At 62.0% G+C, this 23,552-nt stretch carries 22 protein-coding genes; 9 read left to right on the top strand and 13 right to left on the bottom strand.

From position 1 onward, the window contains the following. The first annotated feature begins 4 nt into the window (after nt 1-4). Genes DMO26_RS04075 through DMO26_RS04060 form a run of 4 tightly spaced genes read left to right on the top strand, consistent with a single transcriptional unit; the run spans nt 5 to nt 4,525 of the window. On the top strand, nt 5-1,249 hold the full coding sequence (locus DMO26_RS04075) for an AGE family epimerase/isomerase (RefSeq protein WP_117190748.1): 1,245 nt from the start codon (nt 5-7) through the stop codon (nt 1,247-1,249). Further along, nucleotides 1,236-2,303, top strand: coding sequence for an ABC transporter ATP-binding protein (locus tag DMO26_RS04070; RefSeq protein WP_117190747.1), 1,068 nt, complete (start codon nt 1,236-1,238; stop codon nt 2,301-2,303). The genes DMO26_RS04075 and DMO26_RS04070 overlap by 14 nt, the downstream gene beginning before the upstream one ends. 15 nt (nt 2,304-2,318) lie before the next feature. After that, nucleotides 2,319-3,494 carry a mannonate dehydratase gene (gene uxuA / locus DMO26_RS04065; RefSeq protein ID WP_117190746.1) on the top strand — a complete coding sequence of 392 codons (1,176 nt, stop codon included), beginning with the start codon at nt 2,319-2,321 and terminating at the stop codon, nt 3,492-3,494. Nucleotides 3,495-3,520: 26 nt separating this feature from the next. Further along, on the top strand, nt 3,521-4,525 hold the full coding sequence (locus tag DMO26_RS04060; RefSeq protein ID WP_117190745.1) for a Gfo/Idh/MocA family protein: 1,005 nt from the start codon (nt 3,521-3,523) through the stop codon (nt 4,523-4,525). 18 nt (nt 4,526-4,543) lie between these two features. On the opposite strand, the gene ribB is transcribed toward DMO26_RS04060, so the two are convergent. From ribB to DMO26_RS04045, 3 genes are all read right to left on the bottom strand, one after another. Next, entirely contained in the window at nt 4,544-5,644 is a 1,101-nt protein-coding gene (gene ribB, locus DMO26_RS04055; RefSeq protein ID WP_117190744.1) for a 3,4-dihydroxy-2-butanone-4-phosphate synthase, read from the bottom strand. 11 nt (nt 5,645-5,655) lie between these two features. Then, a complete protein-coding gene (aroC, locus tag DMO26_RS04050) occupies nt 5,656-6,753 on the bottom strand; it encodes a chorismate synthase (protein WP_117190743.1) in 1,098 nt (365 codons plus the stop codon). A gap of 132 nt (nt 6,754-6,885) precedes the next feature. Then, nucleotides 6,886-10,065, bottom strand: coding sequence for a bifunctional diguanylate cyclase/phosphodiesterase (locus DMO26_RS04045; RefSeq protein ID WP_117190742.1), 3,180 nt, complete (start codon nt 10,063-10,065; stop codon nt 6,886-6,888). Between the two features lie 281 nt (nt 10,066-10,346). On the opposite strand from DMO26_RS04045, the gene DMO26_RS04040 reads away from it, so the two are divergent. After that, a complete protein-coding gene (locus DMO26_RS04040) occupies nt 10,347-10,607 on the top strand; it encodes a DUF1344 domain-containing protein (RefSeq protein ID WP_117191026.1) in 261 nt (86 codons plus the stop codon). 67 nt (nt 10,608-10,674) lie between these two features. Here the strand turns inward: DMO26_RS04040 and DMO26_RS04035 are convergent, their stop codons facing one another. The 4 genes from DMO26_RS04035 to DMO26_RS04020 all read right to left on the bottom strand — a co-directional run bounded on the left by DMO26_RS04035 (nt 10,675) and on the right by DMO26_RS04020 (nt 14,033). Continuing rightward, on the bottom strand, nt 10,675-11,262 hold the full coding sequence (locus DMO26_RS04035; RefSeq protein WP_117190741.1) for a histidine phosphatase family protein: 588 nt from the start codon (nt 11,260-11,262) through the stop codon (nt 10,675-10,677). A gap of 22 nt (nt 11,263-11,284) precedes the next feature. Continuing rightward, nucleotides 11,285-12,103: an enoyl-ACP reductase FabI gene (fabI, locus tag DMO26_RS04030; protein WP_117190740.1), complete on the bottom strand. Its 819-nt coding sequence runs from the start codon at nt 12,101-12,103 to the stop codon at nt 11,285-11,287. A gap of 151 nt (nt 12,104-12,254) precedes the next feature. Continuing rightward, complete coding sequence (locus tag DMO26_RS04025; RefSeq protein ID WP_117190739.1) at nt 12,255-13,373, bottom strand: DnaJ C-terminal domain-containing protein; 1,119 nt, start codon at nt 13,371-13,373, stop codon at nt 12,255-12,257. Nucleotides 13,374-13,574: 201 nt separating this feature from the next. Beyond that, nucleotides 13,575-14,033 carry an RT0821/Lpp0805 family surface protein gene (locus DMO26_RS04020; protein ID WP_117190738.1) on the bottom strand — a complete coding sequence of 153 codons (459 nt, stop codon included), beginning with the start codon at nt 14,031-14,033 and terminating at the stop codon, nt 13,575-13,577. Between the two features lie 55 nt (nt 14,034-14,088). Between DMO26_RS04020 and pdxH the strand changes: the two genes are divergently transcribed. Further along, entirely contained in the window at nt 14,089-14,709 is a 621-nt protein-coding gene (gene pdxH / locus DMO26_RS04015; protein ID WP_117190737.1) for a pyridoxamine 5'-phosphate oxidase, read from the top strand. 81 nt (nt 14,710-14,790) lie between these two features. Here the strand turns inward: pdxH and DMO26_RS04010 are convergent, their stop codons facing one another. Both DMO26_RS04010 and DMO26_RS04005 read right to left on the bottom strand, forming a co-directional pair. Next, a complete protein-coding gene (locus tag DMO26_RS04010; protein ID WP_117190736.1) occupies nt 14,791-15,831 on the bottom strand; it encodes a polysaccharide deacetylase family protein in 1,041 nt (346 codons plus the stop codon). Nucleotides 15,832-15,941: 110 nt separating this feature from the next. Then, nucleotides 15,942-16,733, bottom strand: a complete 792-nt coding sequence (locus tag DMO26_RS04005; protein ID WP_117190735.1) for a sulfite exporter TauE/SafE family protein — start codon at nt 16,731-16,733, stop codon at nt 15,942-15,944. A gap of 129 nt (nt 16,734-16,862) precedes the next feature. Here DMO26_RS04005 and DMO26_RS04000 point away from each other — a divergent pair, with 129 nt between their 5' ends. Continuing rightward, nucleotides 16,863-17,171: a nucleoside triphosphate pyrophosphohydrolase family protein gene (locus tag DMO26_RS04000; RefSeq protein ID WP_117190734.1), complete on the top strand. Its 309-nt coding sequence runs from the start codon at nt 16,863-16,865 to the stop codon at nt 17,169-17,171. Between the two features lie 2 nt (nt 17,172-17,173). Here DMO26_RS04000 and maiA read toward each other — a convergent pair whose 3' ends face one another. From maiA to DMO26_RS03980, 4 genes are all read right to left on the bottom strand, one after another. Continuing rightward, on the bottom strand, nt 17,174-17,827 hold the full coding sequence (gene maiA, locus DMO26_RS03995; RefSeq protein ID WP_162894704.1) for a maleylacetoacetate isomerase: 654 nt from the start codon (nt 17,825-17,827) through the stop codon (nt 17,174-17,176). Continuing rightward, on the bottom strand, nt 17,827-19,242 hold the full coding sequence (gene tldD / locus DMO26_RS03990; protein ID WP_117190733.1) for a metalloprotease TldD: 1,416 nt from the start codon (nt 19,240-19,242) through the stop codon (nt 17,827-17,829). The genes maiA and tldD overlap by 1 nt, the downstream gene beginning before the upstream one ends. Nucleotides 19,243-19,328: 86 nt before the next feature. Then, complete coding sequence (locus DMO26_RS03985; RefSeq protein ID WP_117190732.1) at nt 19,329-19,817, bottom strand: YcxB family protein; 489 nt, start codon at nt 19,815-19,817, stop codon at nt 19,329-19,331. A 30-nt stretch (nt 19,818-19,847) separates the two neighbouring features. Beyond that, entirely contained in the window at nt 19,848-20,489 is a 642-nt protein-coding gene (locus tag DMO26_RS03980; RefSeq protein WP_226951185.1) for an invasion associated locus B family protein, read from the bottom strand. 412 nt (nt 20,490-20,901) lie between these two features. Here DMO26_RS03980 and coxB point away from each other — a divergent pair, with 412 nt between their 5' ends. Both coxB and ctaD read left to right on the top strand, forming a co-directional pair. Beyond that, a complete protein-coding gene (gene coxB, locus DMO26_RS03975) occupies nt 20,902-21,786 on the top strand; it encodes a cytochrome c oxidase subunit II (RefSeq protein WP_117190731.1) in 885 nt (294 codons plus the stop codon). Nucleotides 21,787-21,804: 18 nt separating this feature from the next. Continuing rightward, nucleotides 21,805-23,517 (top strand): cytochrome c oxidase subunit I, encoded by a 1,713-nt coding sequence (gene ctaD / locus DMO26_RS03970; RefSeq protein ID WP_117190730.1) that lies wholly within the window; start codon nt 21,805-21,807, stop codon nt 23,515-23,517. Nucleotides 23,518-23,552 lie beyond the last annotated feature (35 nt).

The following is a 23,552-nucleotide window of genomic DNA, read 5'->3' as shown; positions in this document are numbered from 1 at the left end:
GGCGATGAAGTTTGTCACGGAAGCCCGCGCCATCTATGCCGCCGCCAATGCCGGCACCCTTTACTGGATGCTGCAGCGGCCGGTGCTTGGCGGCGGGTTCCTGAACACCAAGCAGAACAGCTTGACGCTGAAGGACTACGGTGCCGAGGATGGCGTCCGCGGCCCGGATTATACCTATGGCTGGATCCAGGGCAGGGGTCTCGAATCCCTCGTCTGCCATGCGGAGTTCTTTGAGAAAGAACTGCCGCCGCTCGCCGAAAAGCTGGATGCCGTCGCCTGCCGCCTCTACGATCTGCTGGCCGCGCTGCAGAAGCCGGATGGCCACGCCTATTTCTGCTACGATCGCGGCATGAACGCTGTCTATACGGATACCGAGGGCGTGGTCCATACCCAAGAGAGACCGGCGCTGATCTATTCCTATTCGGATGCCTTCGTCGCCAAGGGCCTGGTCGCCGCCGCAAGCCGCTACAGTCTGCCGGCTCTCGCCGATCATCTCGCCTATTTCGACCGCATCATCGCATCGATCGAGGCTGGTCGCTTCCAGATGGACGAACGCCGCCCGCTCTCGCTCGACAGCTTAGCCATGCAGGCCGACGATTTCAGCCCCCGCATGATCCTGCTCGGCGCCGCCGGCATGCTGAAGCGTTTCGGGCACACGGCGCATCTCCCCTTCGCCGACCGCTTCATCGCCCACGTCATCGACCGGCATTACGATGGTCCAAGCGGCCTGCTGCGCAATGTGCCGGGCGACGATAGCTGCAACATCGGCCACGGCATCGAGTTCGTCGGATTCGCGCTGGACTATCTCGACGAGAATGCCGCTCCGGCGCTGATCGAGACGCTGGAACACATCCTCGTTTCCTCCTTCGACAAGGGGTTCGTCGGCCCCGGCATCGCTTTGACGGTTTCGATGTCCACCGGCGAGGCGCAAAGTCCTTACTGCCCGTGGTGGTCGCTGCCGGAGACGATCCGTTCCGCTGCACTCGCTCATCATCGCACCGGCAGCGCCGAGAGCCTGCGCGTCTGGAAATCGGCGCATGCGGCCTTCTTCGAATCCTACTGGCGCGGCACGCCGCCGATCGTCTATCAGACCAGGACGAAAGACAGGCCGGTCGATTTCGTGCCGGCCACGCCCGATCTCGACCCCGGTTACCACACCGGCCTCAGCCTGCTCGCAGCCATCCGCGCCGCAGACCGGCTGATGTCTGAAACTCCATCAATCTCAGGATCAATCCATGGCTGCCGTTGAAATCCAGAACGTCCGCAAGGCCTATGGCGACGTCGAAACCATCAAGGGCGTTTCGGTCGACGTGCCGGACGGCGCATTCGTCGTGCTGGTCGGCCCGTCCGGCTGCGGCAAGTCCACACTGCTCAGGATGATCGCCGGGCTGGAGGAAATCACCGGCGGCACGATCCGCATCGATGGCCGCGTCATCAACGATGTCGAGCCCAAGAACCGTGACATCGCCATGGTCTTCCAGAACTATGCGCTCTACCCGCACATGACGATCGCCGAGAATATGGGTTTTTCGCTCCGGCTCGCCAAAAAATCCAGGGAGGAGATCGCATCTCGGGTCGCCGATGCCGCCCGCATCCTCGGCCTCACTGATTATCTCCAGCGCTACCCGAAACAGCTCTCCGGCGGCCAGCGCCAGCGTGTCGCCATGGGCCGCGCCATTGTCCGTAACCCGAAGGTCTTTCTCTTCGACGAACCGTTGTCCAACCTCGATGCCAAGCTGCGCGTGCAGATGCGCGCCGAACTCAAGGACATCCACGCCCGCATCCGGACGACGACCGTCTATGTCACTCATGACCAGATCGAGGCCATGACCATGGCCGACCGGATCGTGGTGATGCGCGACGGCATCGTCGAACAGGTCGGTGCGCCGCTCGATCTCTACGACAGGCCGGTCAACACGTTCGTCGCGAGCTTCATCGGCTCGCCTTCGATGAATTTCCTCTCCACCAGGATCGAGGCGGACCGCCGCTCAGCCGTGACCGAAAGCGGTATCCGCTTGCCATTCGGCTCCGAAACCTCCGTTGCTCCCGGCACGGCCATCAGCTACGGCATCCGCCCCGAACACCTGACGATCGCAACGGGCGGCGGCGAAGGCATCCCGATGGTGGTTGCCAATATCGAGCCGACCGGCTCGGAAACCTTCGTGCAGGGTACGATCGGTGGGCAGAAAGTGTCCGCTCAATTGCGCGAACGGCTCTTCATCAAGACCGGCGAAGTGCTCAACCTGACGCTCTCGCCGTCCAACAGCCACCTCTTCGACGCCACCACGGGCGTACGTCTCTAAAAAGGCAATCGGACAATGGAACAGACCTGGCGCTGGTTCGGACCGGACGACACGGTGAAGCTTTCGCATGTGAAGCAGGCGGGTGCCACCGGGATCGTCAGCGCGCTGCATCACCTCAACGACGGCCGCATCTGGCCCGACGACGAGATTTTGAAGCGCAAGGCGATCATCGAGGAGGCCGGACTCACCTGGTCGGTGGTGGAAAGCATCATCGTCCACGAGGACATCAAGACCCGCACCGGCCGCTATCGCGAGCTGATCGAGAACTACAAGGCCTCGATTCGATCAGTCGCCAAGGCCGGTATCAAGACCGTCTGCTACAATTTCATGGCGATCACCGACTGGACGCGCACCGATCTCGAATACCGGATGCCGCATGGCGGTACCGCCCTGCGTTTCGATATCATCGAATTCTGCGCCTATGACATGTTCGTCCTGAAGCGCCCCGGCGCGGAACAGGACCACCCGGCTGAGCGCGTTGCGAAGGCTCAAGCCTGGTTGAGGACGGCAAGCGAAAGCGATCTCGCTCGGCTGGAACGCAATCTGATCGAATGGGTGCCGGCCCGCGAATTCGTCTACGACCGCCAGAGCCTCAACCGCATGCTGGACATCTACAAGGAACTCTCGGAAACCGGTTTTCGCGAGAATCTATTCACGTTCCTGAAGGAAATTATCCCCGTCGCCGAAGAGGCGGGTGTCAGGATGGCGATCCACCCGGACGATCCGCCGTTTCCGCTCTTCGGCCTGCCGCGCGTCGTCTGCAAGGCATCCGATGCCCGCGCGCTGCTTGCGGCGGTGAAGTCGCCATCGAACGGCATCACGCTCTGCACCGGCTCCTATGGCGCAAACCCGGAAAACGACCTCGTCGCCATGGCGAAGGAATTCGCCTCCGATATTCATTTCGCCCATCTGCGCAACGTCACCAGGGAAGGTAACGGCTCGTTCCATGAAGCCGAGCATCTGGACGGCGATACCGACATGGTGCGGGTGGTGATGGCGCTGACGGCGGAAGAGAAGCGCCGCAAAGCGGAAGGTCGGGCCGACTGGCAGATCCCGATGCGCCCCGACCATAGCCACGCCATCGTCGACGATATTGGCAGACAAGTGAACCCCGGCTATTCCTGCATCGGCCGATTGAAGGGCCTGGCGGAACTGCGCGGCATCATGCGTACGCTGGAAGTGCTGGGCTGAAACCAACGGCGGATAGGGAGGAGACCATGGCAAAATTAAAAGTGGCGATGATCGGGCTCGGCATGGCTGCGGGGCACCATGTCCGCTCACTGCTCGACCTGTCGGACCGCATCGAATGCGTGGCCGCCTACAGCCAGACCTCCGTCCGCCGGGAAGCCCTCGCCGGCCAATATCCCACTATTCCGACCTCAGGCGATCTCGATGCGATCTTCGCCGACACGGCGATCGAAGCCATATTGATCCTCACCCCGCCGAGCAGCCATCTGGAACTCGTCCGGCGCGCCGCTGCTGCCGGGAAACATATCCTGCTCGAAAAGCCGCTCGACATCTCCTTCGAACGCTCTGAAGCGATCGTCAAGACGGCGCGGGATGCCGGCGTGCTGCTCGGCATGGTGCTGCAGAACCGGTTCCGCACGGCAGCTCTCAAGCTCGATGAAATCGTCAAATCCCGACGGCTGGGCGATTTGGTCGAGGCCTCGGCCGCAATCCGCAACTGGCGGCCGCAGAGCTATTACGATGTCGAGGGCCGCGGCACCCGTGCACGAGACGGCGGCGGCGTGCTGCTCACCCAGGGCATCCACACGATCGACCTGCTGCTGAGTTATGCCGGCACTCCGAAGGATGTCTCCTCCTTCGTCCGCACCACGCCGATCCACATGATGGAAACGGAAGATCTCGTCACCGCCGTCTTCTCCTTCGAGAACGGTGCGATCGGCACCCTGAACGCAACGACCTGCGCCTATCCCGGCCTGCCGGAACGGATAGAGTTGATCGGCACCAAGGGCACGGCTGTCTTCACCGGTGACAGGCTGGAAGCAGCCTTCATGGACGGCACGACGGTGACGGCAGGCGGTGAAAAATCCGGCAGCGGGGCAGGGGCCAATCCCATGGCCTTCGGCCACGAGATGCACCGGGCTTTGATCGCCAATTTCATCGACGCGATCCAGGACGGCACGCCCCTCCGCGTCACCGGCGACGACGCGCTGAAGGCGCATCGTTTCATCGAGGCGATTTTGGCGGCGGGCCGCTGAGCTTCTCGTGTCGGGCGATCAGCAGATCACCGTCTCGGCGATCTTGATGCCGAACCCTTCAAGGCCGACGTAATGGCGTTCGCTGCGGGTGAGAAGCTTGATCGAGCTGACGCCGAGGTCTTTCAGGATCTGCGCGCCAAGGCCGATTTCCAGCCATTCGCTTTCACGCGCCTTGGCTTCCGCATGTACTTCCTGGTCTTGGCGAAGCTTGCGGCCGTGGTCCTTTTGGCCGACGCCGACCGAGCCTTCGCGGAGATAGATGACCACGCCGCGACCCTCTTCCGCAATCTTCGTCATGTATTTGTCGATCGGACGGTAGGAGCCGAAAACGTCGCGCGTGACATTTTCGAGATGCAGGCGGACCGGAATATCGACGCCGTCGCGGATATCGCCGAAGATCACCGCCACGTGCTGCATCGGGTCCCAGGGCAACGAATAGGCATGCGCCTTCGCCTTGCCATGCACGGTGTCGATATCGAAGCTGGATTGCAGCTCGATCAGCGTCTCCTTGCGCTGGCGGTAAGCGATGAGATCGGCGACGGAAACCTGCTTCAGCCCATGCTTCTCGGCGAAATCCGCCACCTGCTGGCCGCGCGTCACCGTTCCGTCGTCGTTGACCAGTTCGCAGATCACGCCAACCGGGGGAAGGCCTGCGAGCTTGCAGAGGTCGACGGCCGCTTCCGTATGGCCGGAGCGCATCAGTACGCCGCCTTCGCGGGCGATCAACGGAAAGATATGGCCGGGACGGACGAAATCGGCCGGCCCGGCATTCGGATTGGCGAGATTGCGCACGGTCAGTGTTCGGTCTTCGGCCGAGATGCCGGTTGTCGTGCCGTGTCTGAAGTCGACGGTGACGGTGAAGGCGGTCGTATGCGCGCTGTCGTTTTCCGCCACCATGGCGTTGAGGTTCAGGCGCTTGGCCTCTTCGCGCGGCATCGGCGCGCAGACGATGCCGGATGTATGGCGCACGATGAAGGCCATCTTGTCCGGCGTGCAATGCACCGCGGCGACGATCAGGTCGCCCTCGTTCTCGCGGTCGTCGTCATCGGTAACGACGACGATCTCGCCGGCTTCGAAGGCACGAATGGCGTCGACGACGCGCTTCTGGTCATAGGCCATGGATGATTTTCCTAGAGGGAGCGTCCCGTCTGTGCTCGGTGGCGGAGATAGTGATCGGCAACGGCGCAGGCAACCATCGCCTCGCCGATCGGCACGGCGCGGATCCCGACACAGGGGTCGTGGCGGCCCTTGGTGCGTACCTCGACATTGTTGCCGTCGGCATCGATGGAGCGCCGCTCGGTAAGGATGGAGGAGGTCGGCTTGATCGCGAAGCGGGCGATCACCGCTTCGCCGGTCGAAATGCCGCCCAGAATGCCGCCCGCATGGTTGGAGAGGAAGATCGGCTTGCCGTCATTGCCCATGCGCATCTCGTCGGCGTTCTCTTCACCGGAGAGCTCGGCTGAGGCAAAGCCGTCGCCGATCTCGACGCCTTTCACGGCGTTGATCGACATCAGCAGCCCGGCAATGTCCTGGTCGAGCTTGCCGTAGATCGGTGCGCCCAGGCCGGCGGGCACACCCTCTGCTACCACTTCCACCACGGCGCCGATCGAGGAGCCAGCCTTGCGGATGCCGTCCAGATATTCCTCCCAGACCGGCACCATCGCCGCATCCGGGCAGAAAAAGGGGTTCTGGTCGATCTGACTCCAATCCCAGTTGGCGCGGTTTATTCTGTGCCTGCCGATCTGGATCAGCGCAGCGCGGACGTTGAGGCCCGGCACGGCCTTGCGGGCCAGCGCGCCGGCGGCGACGCGAGCCGCCGTCTCGCGGGCCGAGGACCGGCCGCCGCCGCGATAGTCGCGGATGCCGTATTTCACATCATAGGTATAGTCGGCATGGCCGGGGCGATAGCGGCGGGCGATCTCGCCGTAGTCCTTTGAGCGCTGGTCGGTATTTTCGATCAGCATGGAAATCGGCGTGCCGGTGGCGATCATCGTCTCGCCGTCCTCGTCCATCATCACGCCGGAGAGGACCTTGACGATGTCGTCTTCGCGCCGCTGCGTCACGAAACGGGACTGGCCGGGCTTGCGCTTGTCCATCCAAGCCTGGATCTCGGCCTGCGTGAAACGGATGCCGGGCGGGCAGCCGTCCACGACGCAGCCGAGCGCCGGGCCATGGCTTTCGCCCCAGGTGGTGACGCGGAAAAGGTGACCGAAGGTGTTATGCGACATGGCGACGAAATACCGGCTGTGGCGGAACCGGCTACCGGCCGGCTCCTGTCGCGGTTGTCATATGGAAAAGGCCGCCGGGCGACAAGCCTTTCTTGTGTGAACGGGTACGGCGCGCCTATGAACAATGCGTTCTCAGGCGGCAACAGCCTTCCGCCATCCGGTGACGGCAGCCTCGCTGAAATCGTCGAAGGACAGCGGCCGTGAGAAGGCGTAGCCCTGCAGGAGGTCGCAGCCGAGTTCGCGCAGCAGCGCCGCATGCTGCATCGTCTCGACGCCTTCCGCCACCGTCTCGACGCCGAGCGAACGGGCGATGTCGATGATCGAGCGCACCAGTGCCCGCTCCTGCGGCGAGGTCAGAATAGGCATCACGAGCTGACGGTCGATCTTGAGCCGCTTCGGCTTCAGCTTCAAAAGGCTGACGATCGACGTATGGCCTGTGCCGAAATCATCGATCTCGATATCGATGCCCAGTTCCTTGATGCGTTCGAGATTGCTGGCGGCCGAGTCCTCGCTCTCATCCAAGAAGATCGATTCCACCAGCTCGAAGGAGATTTCTCCGGGCGTGATCTGCAGCGCCTTCAGCGTATCGATCAGCGTCTCGTCGTGCAGCCGCTTGGAGGAGACGTTGACGGAAACCTTCGGCACCCGGATCCCCTTCGCCGTCCAGCGCAGTTTGTCCTTCATCACGGTCTCGAGCACGATCTGGTCGAGCAGGGCCGAGACGTTCAAGTCCTCGGCGATCTTCAGGAACCGATCGGGTGCGAGAATGCCGTGATGGGGATGTTTCCAGCGGATCAGCGCCTCGACACCGGTCAGGACATTCGTCCGGGCATCGAATTGCGGCTGATAGAAGGTGACGAATTCATGATTGTCGATGCCCGTCAGCACCTCGTCGGCGGTGCGCTTCTGGCTGACGATCTCGGCCTGCAGGTTCTGCGTGAAGAACTCGTAGCGGTTGCGGCCAAGTCCCTTCGCCCGATAAAGGGCGATATCCGCGTTGACCAGGGTGCGGCGAGCGTCGACATTCAGGCCGCTTCCCTGGGCGATGCCGATCGACACCCCGCAACGACAGGAAAAGCCTTCGAAATCGATCGGCTGATGGAATTCCGCGATGATCCGCTGAGCGAGTTGGGCCATCTGCTCGGCACTGGAATTGCCGGTGGCGAGGATCACGAATTCGTCGCCGCCGATGCGGGCGACGATATCGGAGTTGCGGACGTTGCGGGACAGGATCCTTGAGGCATGCACGAGCATCGCATCCCCGGCCGCATGGCCGAGCGTGTCATTGATCTGCTTGAAGCGGTCGAGATCGAGGTGCAGGATCGAGAATTTCTGCCGTTCGTACTGACTTGAGCGGGACAGGCGATCGAGCTCGATGTCGAGCTTGCGGCGGTTGGCGAGCAGCGTCAGCGGATCGTGCAGCGAATTGTGCTCGATGCGGCTCTTGGCAAGCTCCAGCTCGGCGTTCTTGGCGTCCGCTTCGTCCTTGGCGGCCTTCAGTTCCTGGGTGAGGATCGCATCCTGGGTTACGTCGAAGGCGATGCCGACGACCTTTTTCGACCCGTCGCGTATCGTGTGAACCTTGCCGATGGAGCGAATATAGCGGATGGAACCGTCAGGCTGCGGGACGCGGACGACGAGCGGACCTGGCAGGAAGTTCTCGGTGAAGTGGTAGGAGCTGAGCTTGGCGAGCGCGCGGTCTTCGGGATGGATGAGCTCGATCCACTCATCCGCGGTGATCCTGCCGTCGGTATAGGCGATCCCGTGCAGCTGGCACATGCGCGGATCCCAGGTCTCGACATGCGTTTGCGGGTTGGATTCCCAGATGCCGCAATTGTAGGAGTCCAGCGCAAGGTCGAGCTTGGTTGACAATTCTTCGAGATCCTGCTCGCGGTTCGACAATTCGTCGAGCGCAAGTTCCAGCTCGGCATTCTTGATGTCGGTGTGTTCCTTGGCGTTTCTGAGCGTCTGCGCCATCGCCATGTCGCCCGTCACGTCCCAGACGATGCCGGTCGTGCGGTGGGTGCCATCGGCATTGCGGTAATTGGCACCGGCCGACCGCAGATATCTGAGGGCGCCGTTGGGCAGTTGCACGCGATAGATCTCGCTGCACGGCGCATTGCTGCAGGTACAGTTAAAGAAATGCTTCTCCGCTGCAGCGCGGTCTTCCGGATAGATCGATTTCAGCCAGTCGTCGAGACGATTGCCTTTACCGGCTGGCGGTTTGCCATGCAGCCCGGCGGCGCGTTTGTCCCAGTAGAGATGGTTGTCGCCGGTCACCTCCCAGATGCCCATGTTGGAGGCCTCCATGGCAAGATTGAAGCGCTGGGAGAGCTCGACGAGGTTGAGTTCGCGAAGCTTCAACACGGCGATATTGTGATTGCGCTCGGAAATCAGCGACGTCGCCATGAAGATCGGGATGAGGACCGCCAGAGCACCAAGCGCGATGCCGAACCGAAAACGCCATTGATCGGGTGGGGTCACGTCCCACCCCGATTGCGGAGCCGCAAGCAGCGTCCAGTTCGCGCCGCGAGGCGTGACTGACGATTGCATGGGGGACTGTCTCTCGATCTTGTCGTCGCCATAAAAGGCAAAGAATTCAGGTCTGTTCACATCACGCAATGCGACGTTGAGCCAATTCAGGTTGATGAAGTTCTGGTTTTCGGCCTGTTGCAGGGAGAACGTGACGCCGGAGGCTTCCATCAGTCCTTTTTCGTCGATCAGGACGGCCATCGCGCCCCAGGGTTTCTCTACGGCCTCCTCGTTGAGAATTGGCATGACCAGCGTCAGATGCTCCTCCTGGGTGCCGGTCAGGATCGACGGCCTGTTCCCGTTGCGGATGGAGATAAGATCGTTGGCGAGCCGGCCGAGATTGATCTCCCCGATGGCGCCGGCGGTGCCATGTCGTATGCCATCGCGGGTGATCACGCTGTCGAGCTGAAAGTCCGGCGCAATCGCCACGGCATGGAAATGGGGATTGTCATTGAACTCCTTGTCGACGAAACGCTTGAACATCTCCGTCGAACCGGCGGAGTCTTCCTGAAATGCGTGAAGGAGATGTTCTGCCGCGCGAATATCCACGTTGACGCGCGTCGCGATGCGCCGGTTGAGCAGTCCTGCGACCCGTTCGGTCGTGGCCCGCAATTCGCGGCGGTGGTTTTCCGTGTGGTTCAGATCGAGGAACACGCCGATGCAAATCACCAGCAGTGCAATCACGGACGCGATCGCGCTGGGGATGCCCCCCCGGCGGAAAAGGCGCAAAGACCTGGAAACGGACGGCAGCCGGATTTTCAATCGCGCAGGCCTTTTCATTAATACGTATGGCGTGAGAAAAAGCTTAGGTGATGGCGGTTAATTTACGATTGCACAGCAATCAACAAACTCATTGACCACTTGTTGTGCGGAAATACTTGGGGAGGTTTATGAGGAAACGCGAAACACAACCACAGGGTTTGTTTACTTTTCTGAAAATCGTTAATGATCAAGTCACTACTTGTACCGAAAATGTCATTCTCACGGGCGATTTTCGCCACAATCGGAAGGCTATCCTTGCGCCGGAACGAGACAATATCGATCTCATCAAAGGCCTCGAAATGCGTATTCTGATTGCCGCCCTGCTCGCCACGGCCAGCGTGTTCTCCCCGCTCAACAGCTGGGCGCAGAGTGCCGATGTGGAGGCCACCATCAAGTCCGTGGACGTCAGGGCGCTGAGCCTGACGCTGGACGACGGGAAGACCTACAAGGTGCCCGAGGAGTTCAATTTCGAAGGGCTGAAGAGTGGCGTTAAGGTGCTGGTCTTCTACACGGTCGTCGACGGCAGCCGTCTGGTGGACGACCTCGAAATTGTGCAGTAGTCTTCGGGAATTCGAATAGTATAATTTAAGAACATCCGATGAGACGGATGCCGGCGGAAGATGCCGCCTACAGCCATTCCATGTAGCTTCGATCCGTATCGATCTTGAGGATACGATCCTGGGGTGTGGGGGCGGCAGCCGCTTCCTCTTCCTCGATGTTCCCGATCAGCCGGAATAGCGACCGGATCACCCCGCCGTGGCTGATGCAGACCGTCGGGCCCTGGAGGGATTGCAGCCATGCGCCGATCCGCCAGCAGAGGATCTCGTAACTCTCGGCGGCTTCTCCGGGCGGAATGAAACTCCATTTTTCGAGTGCCCGGGCTGCCAGCCGGTCAGGCGAGAGGCGGCTGATCTCTTCCAGCGTATGACCTTCCCAATCGCCGAAAGAGAGTTCCACCAGCCGTTCGTCGGTGCGATAGGCAAGGGGATCGAGGCCCATCGCGCTGCGCAGCCGTTCCATGGTTTCGCGGGTCCGCGAGAGCGGACTGGCGATGAAGGTGAAATCCTCAGATGTGCCGATCATGTCGCGCAGGCGCTCGCCGTTTCTGGTGGCCTGGGAGCGGCCGAGCGCATTGAGCGGGATGTCCTTCTGGCCCTGCAACCGGCCCTCGGCATTCCAGTCCGTCTGTCCGTGGCGGATCATGTAGATGAGCACGGCGACGTTCCTGAAAAATCGATCAGTCCTTGATGACCGAAATGTCCGGCGCGTCCACGGCCTTCATGCCGACGACATGATAGCCGCTGTCGGCGTGATGGGTTTCGCCGGTGACCGAGCGCGACAGATCCGACAGCATGTAAAGGCCGACATCGCCCACTTCCTCGATCGTCACGGTGCGACGCAGCGGCGCATTGTATTCGTTCCACTTGAGGATATAACGGAAGTCGCCGATGCCGGAGGCCGCGAGCGTCTTGATCGGGCCGGCGGAAATCGCGTTGACGCGAATGTTCTTCGGGCCGAGATCGACGGCCAGGTATTTCACGCTCGCCTCGAGCGCGGCCTTGGCGACGCCCATGACGTTGTAGTTCGGCATGACCTTTTCCGCGCCGTAATAGGTCAGCGTCAGCATCGAGCCGCCATCGGTCATCAGCTTTTCCGCCCGTCTTGCGACCGAGGTGAAGGAATAGACCGAGATCTGCATCGTCTTGGCGAAATTTTCGGCCGAGGTGTCGACATAGCGGCCGGTCAATTCGTCCTTGTCGGAAAAGCCGATCGCATGCACGAGAAAGTCGATCTTGCCCCAGTGCTTTTCGAGGTTTTCGAAGACCGCATCGATCGTGGCCTCGTCACCGACGTCGCAATGGCCCGCCATGAAGGCGCCGAGTTCTGCTGCGAGCGGTTCGACACGCTTCTTCAGCGCATCGCCCTGATAGGTGAATGCTACTTCGCCGCCATGCTGGTGAATGGCCTTGGCAATGCCCCATGCGATGGAACGGTTGTTGGCAACACCCATGATGAGACCGCGTTTGCCTGCCATGAGGCCGGAAGCCTGAACCATACATAGTCCCCTGAAATTCTAGACGAATGCTGCCTATGACATAGGCAGCCCAAGGGTTCAAGCAGACTTGGATCATCTCGTGTTAGTGGACGTAACAAAGGGTGCGTAACGGTGAAAACCGACGCAAAACTGTCATATTCGAAGGTTTTTCTCAGACATAGAGCCCGTGGCGCATGTGCCGCATCAGGTCGGTGACCTTCTCGTTCGGTTTTTCCCACAGAACTACACGCAGTTCGATGATCAGGTCTCCGCGGCCGCCGGCGTCGTCGTAGAGGCCGAGACCGCCGAGCGTGACCGTCTGATCCGAGCCGGACCAGGCCGGAACGGTAACCGTGCGGTTGCCCTCCGGCGTCTCGACGGTCGCGTCGGTGCCGAGGACTGCGTCTTCGAGCGAGATCGGCAGGCTCGTACGCAAGTTGAAGCCGTCGATCCGGAACTGCGCTCCGCGCGCCATCTTCAGCGTGACAAGCAGGTCGCCGGGCTTCATGCCGGTCACCTTGATGCCCTGGCCCTTGAGCCGCACCACCTGGCCCTCGGTCATCCCCTTTTCGAGCGCGAAACGAACCTCGCGCTCATCGGCGAGCTTCACCGTGATCCAGTTCTGTTTCAGCAGGTCCTCGACCGTGACGGTGGCGTCCATGGAGACATCCGGCGCCTTTTCCGGAGTGGGTGCCGTGCCGCGAAAACGGCGCACCAGCGAGGCGATCAGGTCGACGGCCATGGCGGGCAGGGGCGGTTTTTCGGATGCGGTGTCGTTCTTGCCCGTCTCGGCCGAACCGCTCGCCGCCTGCGCCGAGGCTTTCGCCTGGGCCTGGGTCTGGGCTTTCGCGTGATCGCCGGCGGCAGCGCCGAAGATACGTTCAATCATGTCTTCCGGGGTTTCCCCGGCCTGGCCCGACTGGTTGGTCGCCTGGCCCTGAGCCTGACCTCCCTGCGACTGGGCGCGCTGCGCATTGGCGCGTGCAAGTTCTTCCATGACCTTCTCGGCATTGGCCTTGGCGGCCTTGGCGCGTTCCGCCGCCTCGCGAGCCGCGTGGCGTTGCTCCATGATCGTCTTGTGCATCTCCGCGGCGCGGTCGTAGCGCTTGCGGCGCTCGGGGTCCTTCAGGACCTCGTAGGCCTGGCCGATCTCGGCAAAACGGCTTGTCGCGGATGGGTCGTCCCGATTGTGGTCAGGATGGACTGTCTTCGCCTTGGAGCGCCAGGCCGCCTTGATTTCGTCGGCATCGGCGTTGCTTTTGACGCCGAGAACGGAATAGGGATCACGCATTGTCGGACCACCGGTTACCTGAAGCGGCGGGTCTCTGCATGGTCATCGAGCCCTCCGATACGCGTCACAATTTCGACAATCGGCCACCGGCTCCTCATGCTCCGGCCCGCGGATTGCCTGTTTTGAGCGAGCCTAGGTCAGGACTTCTGAATCAGAAGTTACAGGCGGAACAATCGCATTGGTTAAGGTAAACAAATCGTTTTATTGGCGGTCGAAGGCGGTCAGCAGCCAGTCGCCGCTGCCGGTCAGGCAGGCCTTGCCGGAAAACATCGCGATGCCTTCATAGGAATGCCGCGTCGTCGTGAAGTCGCGGCAAATCTGCCCCGCATTGCGGGCTTCGCGGATCTGTGAGACGACCCCGGCGCTGCCGGTCGCGGCATTTGCCCAGGGAACGGACGCGGCACCGACCTTGGCAAGATCGACCGAGGTCACTGCATTGCGCACCGTCGCTTCGTCCGAGAGCGTCGCGCCCGTGTGACGTGTTGCGCTGGGCACGGTGCCCGTGGCAATCGTTCGATCGATTTTCTCCGAACTGCCGAAGAGATCCATGCTGCTGGTGCAGCCGCCAAGCGAAAAAGCGGCAAGGCAGACGGCCGCCGTGCGGCGACCGAGGACGAACGACCTCTTTGTGCGGCTCTTCGACTTTGCTATCACTTCCACCAGGCGTCCTGTTCGAGAGAAATTTCGGGCACTCTTAGGGAGTATTTTAGTCAATATGTCTGAAAGCGGGTTAACAACCGGTGACTTTACGCAGGAGAACGAGCCATTTGCGCTCTTCGGAGCCTGGCTGAAGGAAGCCGAGGGCACAGAACCGAACGATCCGAATGCTGTAGCCGTGGCGACCGTCGACGAACACGGCATGCCCAATGTGCGCATGGTTCTGTTGAAGGGCTATGACGAAAACGGCTTTGTTTTCTACACGAATTTCGAAAGCCAGAAGGGCCGCGAAATCCTCGGCCAAAAAAAGGCCGCCATGTGTTTCCATTGGAAATCGCTGCGCCGCCAGGTACGTCTGCGCGGCGAGGTGGAGGTGGTGAGCGACGCGGAAGCCGATGCCTATTACGCGTCCCGCGCCCGCGGCAGCCGCATCGGCGCCTGGGCATCGAAGCAGTCCCGGCCGCTCGAAGGCCGTTTCGCGCTGGAAAAATCGGTGGCCGAATATACTGCCCGCTACGCGATCGGCGACATTCCCCGCCCGCCCTATTGGTCCGGCTTCCGCATCAGGCCGGTCTCGATCGAGTTCTGGCACGACCGCCAGTTCCGCCTGCATGATCGTGTCGAATTCCGTCGCGCGGTGCCGGACGGTCCGTGGGAAAAGGTGCGGATGTATCCTTGATGTGAGATGCCGAAGCTTGCTTTTCACCCTAACCCTTTCCCCGCGGGCGGGGAGAGGGTGGGGCAGGCGGAGATTAAATAGTCATCGCGCCAGCGTGAACGGAATGCCCGAAGCCAGCGCCGAAACATACCGCGGCTGCTGGTAGTAGCCGTTGAGTGAAATCCGCGGCAAGCCGGTCAGCCGGTTCGCCGATTTTTCGCAAAGCGTGCCGGGCTGGGTGGTGACCGCGACGGAAAAGCCGAGTTCGCGGGCGATCGCATAATCCCGTTCGGAAACCGCATGGCGGGTGCCGTAGGGGAAGGCGATCGTCTTCGGACGCTGGCCGATCAGCGCCTCGACCCAGTCGGCCGATTCCCGCATTTCGGCGCGCGCCTCCTGCGCCGGAAGCCGGGCGACGGCCCGGTGGCTGGTCGTATGCGCGCCGAGCGAGGCGAGCGGATGGGCCGCAACCGCTCTCAGCTCCTCGGCCGTCATGGTGAGATCGGCGGTAATCTGCAGCGGATCGACGCCGTATTTCCGCGAAAGGGCATCGATGCGCGAAACGGCGACCGCTTCGTCGATCTCGCCGACATAGGTGGAAAAGCGGTCGAAGGCGTCGAACCTGCGCGCCTCGGAGGTCAGGTCCAGGATTTCCGGCCCGTCGCCGAAATCGAAGCTGATCTCCCGTTCCCGGCCGAGCAGTTCGCCGAGTGTTTCCCACCATAGTGAATGGGTGCGTTCGGCAAATCCCCGCGTCACGAAGATGGTGAACGGCACGCCATGGCGCGCGAAGACGGGCAGGGCATGGTCCGCATTGTTACGGTAGCCGTCGTCGAGCGTGAAAGCCGCGAAAGGCTGCCGCGTCGGATTGGCGAGCCGCGACGGGATCTCGGCGAGCGGAATGAATTCGTATCCTTCCGCATAAAGACGTTCGATCGCGTCGTTCAGGAAATCCGGCGTGATTTCGAGATGGGCGCTGGTCTGCAGCGCGCGGATCTTTTTCGGCCGGACGTGATGAAGCGTGAAGATCGCGCCGCGGCCGCGCGCATTCGGCATCATTCCGGCCCGGGCGAGTGCTGCAGCCATGTCGAGCCCACCGGCCACCAGCCGGCGCTTGACATCGCGGCGCCAGAGCGCCTGCAATCTACCCTTCGCGTTCCCCACAACGATCACGCCTGCGTTACTTCCCGAGTGGCGCGACCCTACTCCCAAGTCTCTTAAACCTTGCTGAAGAAAACCGGCAGGAATCCGGATCAGGGCCGTAGCGTATCGAAAAGAGGCAATCCGAACAGCGCCGCCATGGCGATCAGGGTAAAACAGATGCGGCGGAAGGTGACTTCGCTGGCGACGCCGAACAGCCGGGAACCGAAGAACAGACCGATGCCGTAGCCCGGGCCGGCGACAAGCGCGATCAGCAGCACTTCGGCGGTCAGGATGCCGCTGATCAGATAGGAAACCGCCGAGATCACGGTGGATAGGGCGAAGTAGAGAATGAGATTGGCGCGCACCGTCAGCGGCGGAATGGCGCCGCCCAGCCAGTAGGCGACCACCGGCGGGCCGGAAAGCTGGGCCGCGCCGCCGAAAAGCCCGGCCAGCGCCCCGACGCCGATCGTCAGCGGCGCCTTCGGCCTGCCGTGGTACCGCCAGCCGGAAATCAGGAAGACGAGCAGGCAGAGCACCACGCCCGAGACCAGCCAGCGCAGCGTCACCGGGGGAAGGACCGCGAGCAACGCGGTTCCGGTCGGCACGCCGACCAGTGTGCCGATCAGCATCGTGCCCACCTCGCGCCGGTTCGCCCGCCGCCAGCCGTCCGGCAGCATCCCGAGCGTCATCAGGCCATCGATGACGAGCAGCAGGGCCGGAGCGATCTTTGGCCCCACTGAAGCACCGGCCAGCGGCACGAAGATCAGCGCTCCGCCGAAGCCGGAAAATCCGCGCGCCAGCCCCGCAATGAGGGCCGCGAAGAAGACGAAGGTAAGCTCGGCCGGCGAATGCCCCGGAAGCCATGCTTCGAGGAAGGCGGAAATCGGATCGGGGGAGGTCATGACACGGCCGTGATGCGGAATTGAGCGACGCCCGCACCTGCCGGAATTCGAGAGGGAGTGTCAAGCCGATCACACTGGACATCGGCATGGGAATCGTCGTTCTTCTATGGATACAAAAGGAGAACGAAGATGCTGAAGAAACTTGCCGAACAGTTCGAGGCCGCGTCACGCGCCTATGCCGAAAACCATGGAATGGTCCGCGATCCAGACTGGTTTCTCCTGAAACTGCAGGAGGAAATGGGAGAACTGACTCAGGCCTGGAACCGCAAGACCGGACGCGGCCGCAGGAAGGGCCGGACCGACGAAGATGTCGAGCGCGATCTTGCCGACGAAACCGCTGATCTCCTCGGCCACATCCTGCTTTTCGCTTACCAGAACCATCTCGACCTCGCGGTGGCGGTCGAGCGGAAATGGATGTTCAGGCCGGCGGTCGATTGATTTCAGCCTGCGTCGGAGCCTGGAAAATCCGGCTGGGCTTCGGGCCTGGCCCGGCGAAACGCTTCGAGCCCGACGCATTTCTCCTCGACCGCGAGCAGTTGCGGATAGGCGGAAAGATCGCAGCCGAGCCTGCGCGCATTGGCGAGCTGCGGGATGAGATGCAGATCCGCCCATCCCGGTTCTTCTCCAAAACAGAAGGTGAAACGCTCGTTTCTGGCCTGCAATGTTTCTTCGAGCCCGTCGAGGCCGAGCTTCAACCAGTGCACAACCCAGTGCTGCACCTGCGTGTCATCGAGATCGAAATCGGATTGCAGGAAGCGTCGCACGCGCTGGACGGTAATGGAGTGCATTTCAGAGGCGATCAGACCGGCAAAGCCGCGCGCCTGCGCCCGAAGCACCGGATCTGCCGGCAGAAGCGAGGGAAAGGGATAGGTCTCCTCCAGATAAGCGAGGATTGCCGAGGACTGCGGAATGATGCGTCCACCGATATCGAGCGCTGGCAGCAGCCCTTGCGGATTGAGGCGCCGGTACGTGCCCGGCGGCAGTGAGCCGACAGGCACGTAGGTGTAAGGAATGTCCTTGAGATTGAGGGCGATGCGCACCCGCTCGCCCGCCGAGTTTTTCCATCGCGACAGGAGGCGGATAGAGGCGGACATCAAGCCTTCGTCCCGCCCACCGTCACCTGGTCCATTCGGAGATGCGGCTGACCGACGCCGACCGGGACCCACTGGCCGCCCTTGCCGCAATTGCCGATGCCGGTGTCGAGCTTCATGTCGTTGCCGACCATGGAGACGCGCTTCATCGCTTCCGGGCCGTTGCCGATCAGCATGGCGCCCTTGATCGCAGGGCCGATCCTGCCGTTCTCGATCATATAAGCCTCGGTGCAGCCGAACACGAACTTGCCGGAGGTGATGTCCACCTGGCCGCCGCCGAAGGAAACGGCATAGATGCCCTTCTTCACCGAAGCGATGATCTCTTCCGGCGTCTTGTCCCCGCCGAGCATGTAGGTATTGGTCATGCGCGGCATCGGCGTATAGGCATAGCCCTGGCGACGGCCGTTGCCGGTCGGCGCCACACCCATCAGCCGGGCGTTCTGCCGGTCCTGCATGTAGCCGACCAGTTTGCCATTCTCGATCAACACGTTATAGGCCGAGGGCGTACCCTCGTCGTCGATGGTGATCGACCCACGACGGTTGTCGATCGTGCCGTCGTCGACCACAGTGACGCCGGGAGCCGCGACCATCTCGCCCATCAGGCCGGCAAAGGCCGAAGTCTTCTTCCGGTTGAAATCGCCTTCCAGACCGTGGCCGACGGCCTCGTGCAGCATCACGCCCGGCCAGCCGGAGCCGAGCACGACATCCATCGTGCCGGCCGGCGCGTCGATCGCGGAAAGATTGACGAGCGCCTGGCGCAATGCCTCGTCTGCACCGGTCTGCCAGTTGCCTTCCGTCACGAAATCGCCGAAGCCGATGCGGCCGCCGGTGCCGAAGGACCCGCTCTCCTGGCGGTCGCCTTCGCCGACGACGACGGAAATATTGATGCGCGTCATCGGGCGGACGTCCTGCACCCGGTGGCCGTCGGCGCGCAGGATGTCGACCACCTGCCAGCTTGCGGAAACAGTGGCGGTCACCTGCCGCACATGCTCGTCCTTGTTGCGCAGATAGGCGTCGATATCGGTGAGCAGCTTGACCTTCTCCTCGAAGCTCGGGCTGCCGATCGGGTTCTCGTCGCCGTAATATTTCTTGTTGGTGCGCTGAGGGGCGGCCGCATACGAGCCGGAATGACCGGCGGTGACGGCGCGCACCGCATCCGAGGCGCGGGAAAGGGCGGCTGCGGAAAGTTCGCCCGCATGTGCATAACCCACCGCTTCGCCGGCAACGGCACGCAGGCCAAAACCCTGGTCGGTGTTGAAGGAGCCGCCCTTCAGCCGGCCGTTGTCGAATGTCAGCGATTCCGCTTGGGCGTGCTCCACGAACAGCTCGCCGTCATCTGCTCCGGAAAGGGCTTGCGCCAGCATCGAGCGCAGCTTCGTCTCGTCGCTGTCGAAAAGGGAAAGAAGATCGCTATTCATGAGAGGCTCCTTGTCGTGCGGCCGCGCAGTCGGCGGCGCACCGGCTTATCCAACCGATGTAGGTCCAGGGAGGTGCCGAAGCAAGCCTATCGCGCGGAGGCGCGTGCACTGAGAAAGGCCTCGGCGTCTCGCGGCATGTTTTTGCGCGGCAGGACGTTGAAGGCGTTCGCGCCGCTGAACAGCATGAAGGATTTCGGCCGTTCCCAGATATCCGTCACGTTGTTCCAGTTGAGCCGGCCCTGGCCGAGGCTGGAATCGATACCGAAGCCTTCCGGATCGACGGTGATCAGGGCGCTCCGGTCGGCCATGCGCTTGTAACGACCGAATGTGCCGGCGGAATGGGCGCGCCAGACGATCAGACTGTAAAGCGCGGGGAAGCAGGCGATGATCAGCGCCAGGCCGGCCATGGTGAAATTGCCCTGGATGAGCAGGGCCAGACAGGCGACCAGCATCAGCCCGCCGGCAGCCCAAATCATCTTCTGTTCCACGATGGTGCGCTGCACGACGAAGGTAAGGACCGCTTCGCGCAGCACGTCGTCGTCGAAGCGCGCGGTGAACTGATGGCTGCCCTGCATGACGCCGCCTCCCTCTTTATAAGATGGCAGTCAGGGGAGGGCGTCGTAGCCCGGGCCGAAGCCCGTAAGTTCGATCGGAATGCCGACCCGGTCTTGGTCGGCGGATTCGCGCAGCGCGAAGACGGCGTTCTTGCCGGCGCGCAGGATCCGCATCAGCTCGTCGTCGATCTCCACTTCCACATAGCAGCCTTCCGAGAAGCAGCGTGTAAAATAGGCGCGGCCGATATTGTTGTTGTCGACATAGAGTTCCATGCCGTCCTTCAGGAGCACGCCGAGCGGTGCGAGGATGCGCAGGATCCTCGCCTTGCGGTCGGCGGTCTTCAGGATGACGACCGACAGCCCGACTTCCGGCCGGTCTTCGGCAATGACGTTCTGCATCAGCGCGCATTGCTCGGCCGTCGCACCAGCGGGCCGATCGCAGATGATCGACCAGGCGCCGTGATTCTCGCGGACATTGCCCGGCGGCTGGGAGGCAGGCTGCTGGGCCTGGACGCCCGGCGTGGTGGGCCGGGGCGGCTGGGGAACCGGCCTCTGTGTTGTTCCTGCCCCCGGTTGAGGCGCCGGTCTCGGGCCGGATTGCTGCGCGGCGGCCGGAAACGACGCGGCTGCCGTAAGCATGACGGCCAGACTGGCGTGGACCAATTGAGCGCGGATCGGAGAGGGACGGCCCATAAAAACCTCTGGAAGACGAATCAATGCGGCTATTCTTGTCGTCCGCCAGACGAAATGAAAAGCCCCGCCCTCTTTCCAGCCGAGTACGGCGAAAATGGGACCCCACTCCGGCAGGCCGTGCCGACATCGCTATAATGAAGAAATTGCCGGATTTCAGGGCCGGAACGGTCTATAGTCGCGGCGGTGCATGCGTCGGGAAGGCCGGAAATGCGTCGAAACGCCGAAAAAACCGCACGAGCGCAATTGAACATTCTGCCACGAATTCGGGGCTCGCCGCGAGGCGCAAAAATGCCGCATGGGCTTTTCCCGCCAGATATTGCGGCGGCAGGCAAACTGTGATTGAAGCAGACCATATATAGCTTGGATTCTGCGTTCGGTTTGTTCCAGATCAAACGCATGGGGAGAATTAGTGATGAACAGAGCTTATGCAGTGATGACGGCGCTCATCTGTCTGCTCTTTGCTTCCGCCGGTTATGCGGACCAGCCGCATCCATGGCAGCTTGACCTTCAGGCGCCCGCCACGCCGATCATGCACCAGATTCGCTGGTTCGAGCACTATACGCTCTGGTTCATCGTGCCGGTCACGCTTCTGGTTCTCGTTTTGCTCGTCGTCGTGGTGGTGAAGTTCCGCGCCAGCGCCAACCCGGTGCCATCGCGCACCAGCCATAATACGGCGATCGAGATCATCTGGACGCTCGGCCCGGTTTTGGTTCTCTTTTTCCTCGCCATTCCCTCCTTCAATCTTCTGAATGCCCAGCTCGAACTTCCCGAGGCCGACATGACGGTGAAGGCCACCGCCACCCAATGGCAGTGGAACTACGAGTATGAGGGGACGCCGGCTCCGGTCGCCTTCGACTCCTTCATGCTGAAGGAGGCCGACCGTGCTGCCGCCGGCAAGACGGATACCGCCGTCTATCCGCGCCTTCTTGCCGTCGACAACGAAATGATCGTTCCGGTCAACAAGACGGTCCGCGTTCTCGTCACCGCCGCGCCCTCCGACGTCATCCACGCTTTCGCGATGCCCGCCTTCGGCCTGAAGATCGACGCCGTGCCGGGTCGTCTGAACGAGACCTGGTTCAAGGCCGAGAGGGAAGGTCTCTATTACGGCCAGTGTTCCGAACTCTGCGGCAAGGACCATGCCTTTATGCCGATCGCCATTCGCGTCGTCACCGAAGACAAATACAAGTCATGGCTGGCGCAGGCCGCGACCGATCTTCCGGGCGCTTATAAGGCCTTGGTCGCCCAGGCCGACAAGCCGGTCGACGGCGTCGCCGTTGCCGCAAACGTATCCAAGTAATCAAGAGGAGTGAGGACAATGGCCGGACACTCGACAGACCAACATTCCGCTCACGACGATCACGCTCATGCCCGCACCTCTCATGACGATGCGCATGCTCACGACGATCACCATCACACGCCGACCTTCGCTCAGCGTTGGCTGTTCTCGACCAATCACAAGGACATCGGCACGCTCTATCTGATCTTCGCGATCATGGCGGGCATCGTCGGCGGCCTCATGTCGGTCGCCATGCGCATGGAGCTGCAGGAGCCGGGCATCCAGATCTTCCACGGTCTGGCTTCCATGGTCTACGGTTTCGAAGGTGATGCCGCGATCGACGGCGGCAAACATATGTTCAACGTCTTCACCACCGGCCACGCGCTGATCATGATCTTCTTCATGGTCATGCCGGCGATGATCGGCGGGTTCGCCAACTGGATGGTGCCGATCATGATCGGCGCGCCGGACATGGCTTTCCCGCGCCTCAACAACATCTCGTTTTGGCTGATCGTCCCGGCTTTCCTGCTGCTCGTCCTGTCGATGTTCGTCGAAGGTCCGGCAGGCGCCTTTGGCGTGGGTGGCGGCTGGACCATGTATCCGCCGCTTGCGACGATGGGCCATCCGGGGCCGGCCGTGGATCTCGCGATCTTCTCGCTGCACGTCGCCGGCGCGTCCTCGATCCTTGGCGCGATCAACTTCATCACCACGATCCTCAACATGCGCGCTCCGGGCATGACGCTGCACAAGATGCCGCTCTTCGCCTGGGCCGTTCTGATCACCGCTTTCCTGCTGCTGCTCTCGCTGCCTGTTCTGGCAGGCGGCATTACCATGCTGCTCACCGACCGCAACTTCGGCACGACCTTCTTTGCCCCGGAAGGCGGCGGCGATCCGATCCTCTATCAGCACCTGTTCTGGTTCTTCGGTCATCCGGAAGTCTATATCCTCATCCTGCCCGGCTTCGGCATCGTCAGCCACATCGTCTCGACCTTCTCGAAGAAGCCGGTCTTCGGTTACCTCGGCATGGCCTATGCCATGGTCGCGATCGGCGCCGTCGGTTTCATCGTCTGGGCCCACCATATGTATACGGTCGGCCTGTCGCTCGATGCTCAGCGTTACTTCGTCTTCGCGACGATGGTCATCGCGGTTCCGACCGGCATCAAGATCTTCTCCTGGATCGCGACAATGTGGGGCGGCTCGCTGACCTTCACGACCCCGATGGTCTGGGCGATCGGCTTCATCTTCCTGTTCACCGTCGGCGGCGTCACGGGTGTCCAGCTTGCCAATGCCGGCCTCGACCGCTCTCTGCACGACACCTATTACGTCGTGGCTCACTTCCACTACGTTCTGTCGCTCGGCGCCGTCTTCGCCATCTTCGCGGCCTGGTATTACTGGTTCCCGAAGATGTTCGGCTACATGTACTCCGAAGCCATCGGCAAGCTGCATTTCTGGGTTATGTTCGTCGGCGTGAACCTCGTGTTCTTCCCGCAGCACTTCCTGGGCCTGGCCGGCATGCCGCGCCGCTACATCGATTATCCGGATGCCTATGCCGGCTGGAACTATGTTTCCTCCGTCGGTTCCTACATCTCCTTCGTCGGCGTTCTGATCTTCCTCTTCGGCGTTTGGGAAGCCTTCGCTAAGAAGCGCGTCGCCGGCGACAATCCGTGGGGCGAAGGTGCGACCACGCTGGAATGGCAGATCTCCTCGCCGCCGCCGTACCACCAGTGGGAACAGCTGCCGCGCATCCGCTGAGCGGCGGGATTTCAAATGAGGGCATCGCGATGAGC

It is taken from the genome of Rhizobium terrae (genome assembly GCF_003425685.1).
Lineage (GTDB): Bacteria > Pseudomonadota > Alphaproteobacteria > Rhizobiales > Rhizobiaceae > Neorhizobium > Neorhizobium terrae.
The sequence above is the reverse complement of the archived record's forward strand: the minus strand, read 5'-3'. Positions and strand labels throughout refer to the sequence as shown.

What these genes read in the sequence shown, in the direction of transcription:
- DMO26_RS04075 (WP_117190748.1), top strand. Translation starts at nt 5, where the DNA reads ATGAAGTTTGTCACGGAAGCCCGCGCCATCTATGCCGCCGCCAATGCC.
- DMO26_RS04070 (WP_117190747.1), top strand. Translation starts at nt 1,236, where the DNA reads ATGGCTGCCGTTGAAATCCAGAACGTCCGCAAGGCCTATGGCGACGTC.
- uxuA (WP_117190746.1), top strand. Translation starts at nt 2,319, where the DNA reads ATGGAACAGACCTGGCGCTGGTTCGGACCGGACGACACGGTGAAGCTT.
- DMO26_RS04060 (WP_117190745.1), top strand. Translation starts at nt 3,521, where the DNA reads ATGGCAAAATTAAAAGTGGCGATGATCGGGCTCGGCATGGCTGCGGGG.
- ribB (WP_117190744.1), bottom strand. Translation starts at nt 5,644, where the DNA reads ATGGCCTATGACCAGAAGCGCGTCGTCGACGCCATTCGTGCCTTCGAA.
- aroC (WP_117190743.1), bottom strand. Translation starts at nt 6,753, where the DNA reads ATGTCGCATAACACCTTCGGTCACCTTTTCCGCGTCACCACCTGGGGC.
- DMO26_RS04045 (WP_117190742.1), bottom strand. Translation starts at nt 10,065, where the DNA reads ATGAAAAGGCCTGCGCGATTGAAAATCCGGCTGCCGTCCGTTTCCAGG.
- DMO26_RS04040 (WP_117191026.1), top strand. Translation starts at nt 10,347, where the DNA reads ATGCGTATTCTGATTGCCGCCCTGCTCGCCACGGCCAGCGTGTTCTCC.
- fabI (WP_117190740.1), bottom strand. Translation starts at nt 12,103, where the DNA reads ATGGTTCAGGCTTCCGGCCTCATGGCAGGCAAACGCGGTCTCATCATG.
- DMO26_RS04025 (WP_117190739.1), bottom strand. Translation starts at nt 13,373, where the DNA reads ATGCGTGATCCCTATTCCGTTCTCGGCGTCAAAAGCAACGCCGATGCC.
- pdxH (WP_117190737.1), top strand. Translation starts at nt 14,089, where the DNA reads ATGTCTGAAAGCGGGTTAACAACCGGTGACTTTACGCAGGAGAACGAG.
- DMO26_RS04005 (WP_117190735.1), bottom strand. Translation starts at nt 16,733, where the DNA reads ATGACCTCCCCCGATCCGATTTCCGCCTTCCTCGAAGCATGGCTTCCG.
- DMO26_RS04000 (WP_117190734.1), top strand. Translation starts at nt 16,863, where the DNA reads ATGCTGAAGAAACTTGCCGAACAGTTCGAGGCCGCGTCACGCGCCTAT.
- maiA (WP_162894704.1), bottom strand. Translation starts at nt 17,827, where the DNA reads ATGTCCGCCTCTATCCGCCTCCTGTCGCGATGGAAAAACTCGGCGGGC.
- tldD (WP_117190733.1), bottom strand. Translation starts at nt 19,242, where the DNA reads ATGAATAGCGATCTTCTTTCCCTTTTCGACAGCGACGAGACGAAGCTG.
- DMO26_RS03985 (WP_117190732.1), bottom strand. Translation starts at nt 19,817, where the DNA reads ATGCAGGGCAGCCATCAGTTCACCGCGCGCTTCGACGACGACGTGCTG.
- DMO26_RS03980 (WP_226951185.1), bottom strand. Translation starts at nt 20,489, where the DNA reads ATGGGCCGTCCCTCTCCGATCCGCGCTCAATTGGTCCACGCCAGTCTG.
- coxB (WP_117190731.1), top strand. Translation starts at nt 20,902, where the DNA reads ATGAACAGAGCTTATGCAGTGATGACGGCGCTCATCTGTCTGCTCTTT.
- ctaD (WP_117190730.1), top strand. Translation starts at nt 21,805, where the DNA reads ATGGCCGGACACTCGACAGACCAACATTCCGCTCACGACGATCACGCT.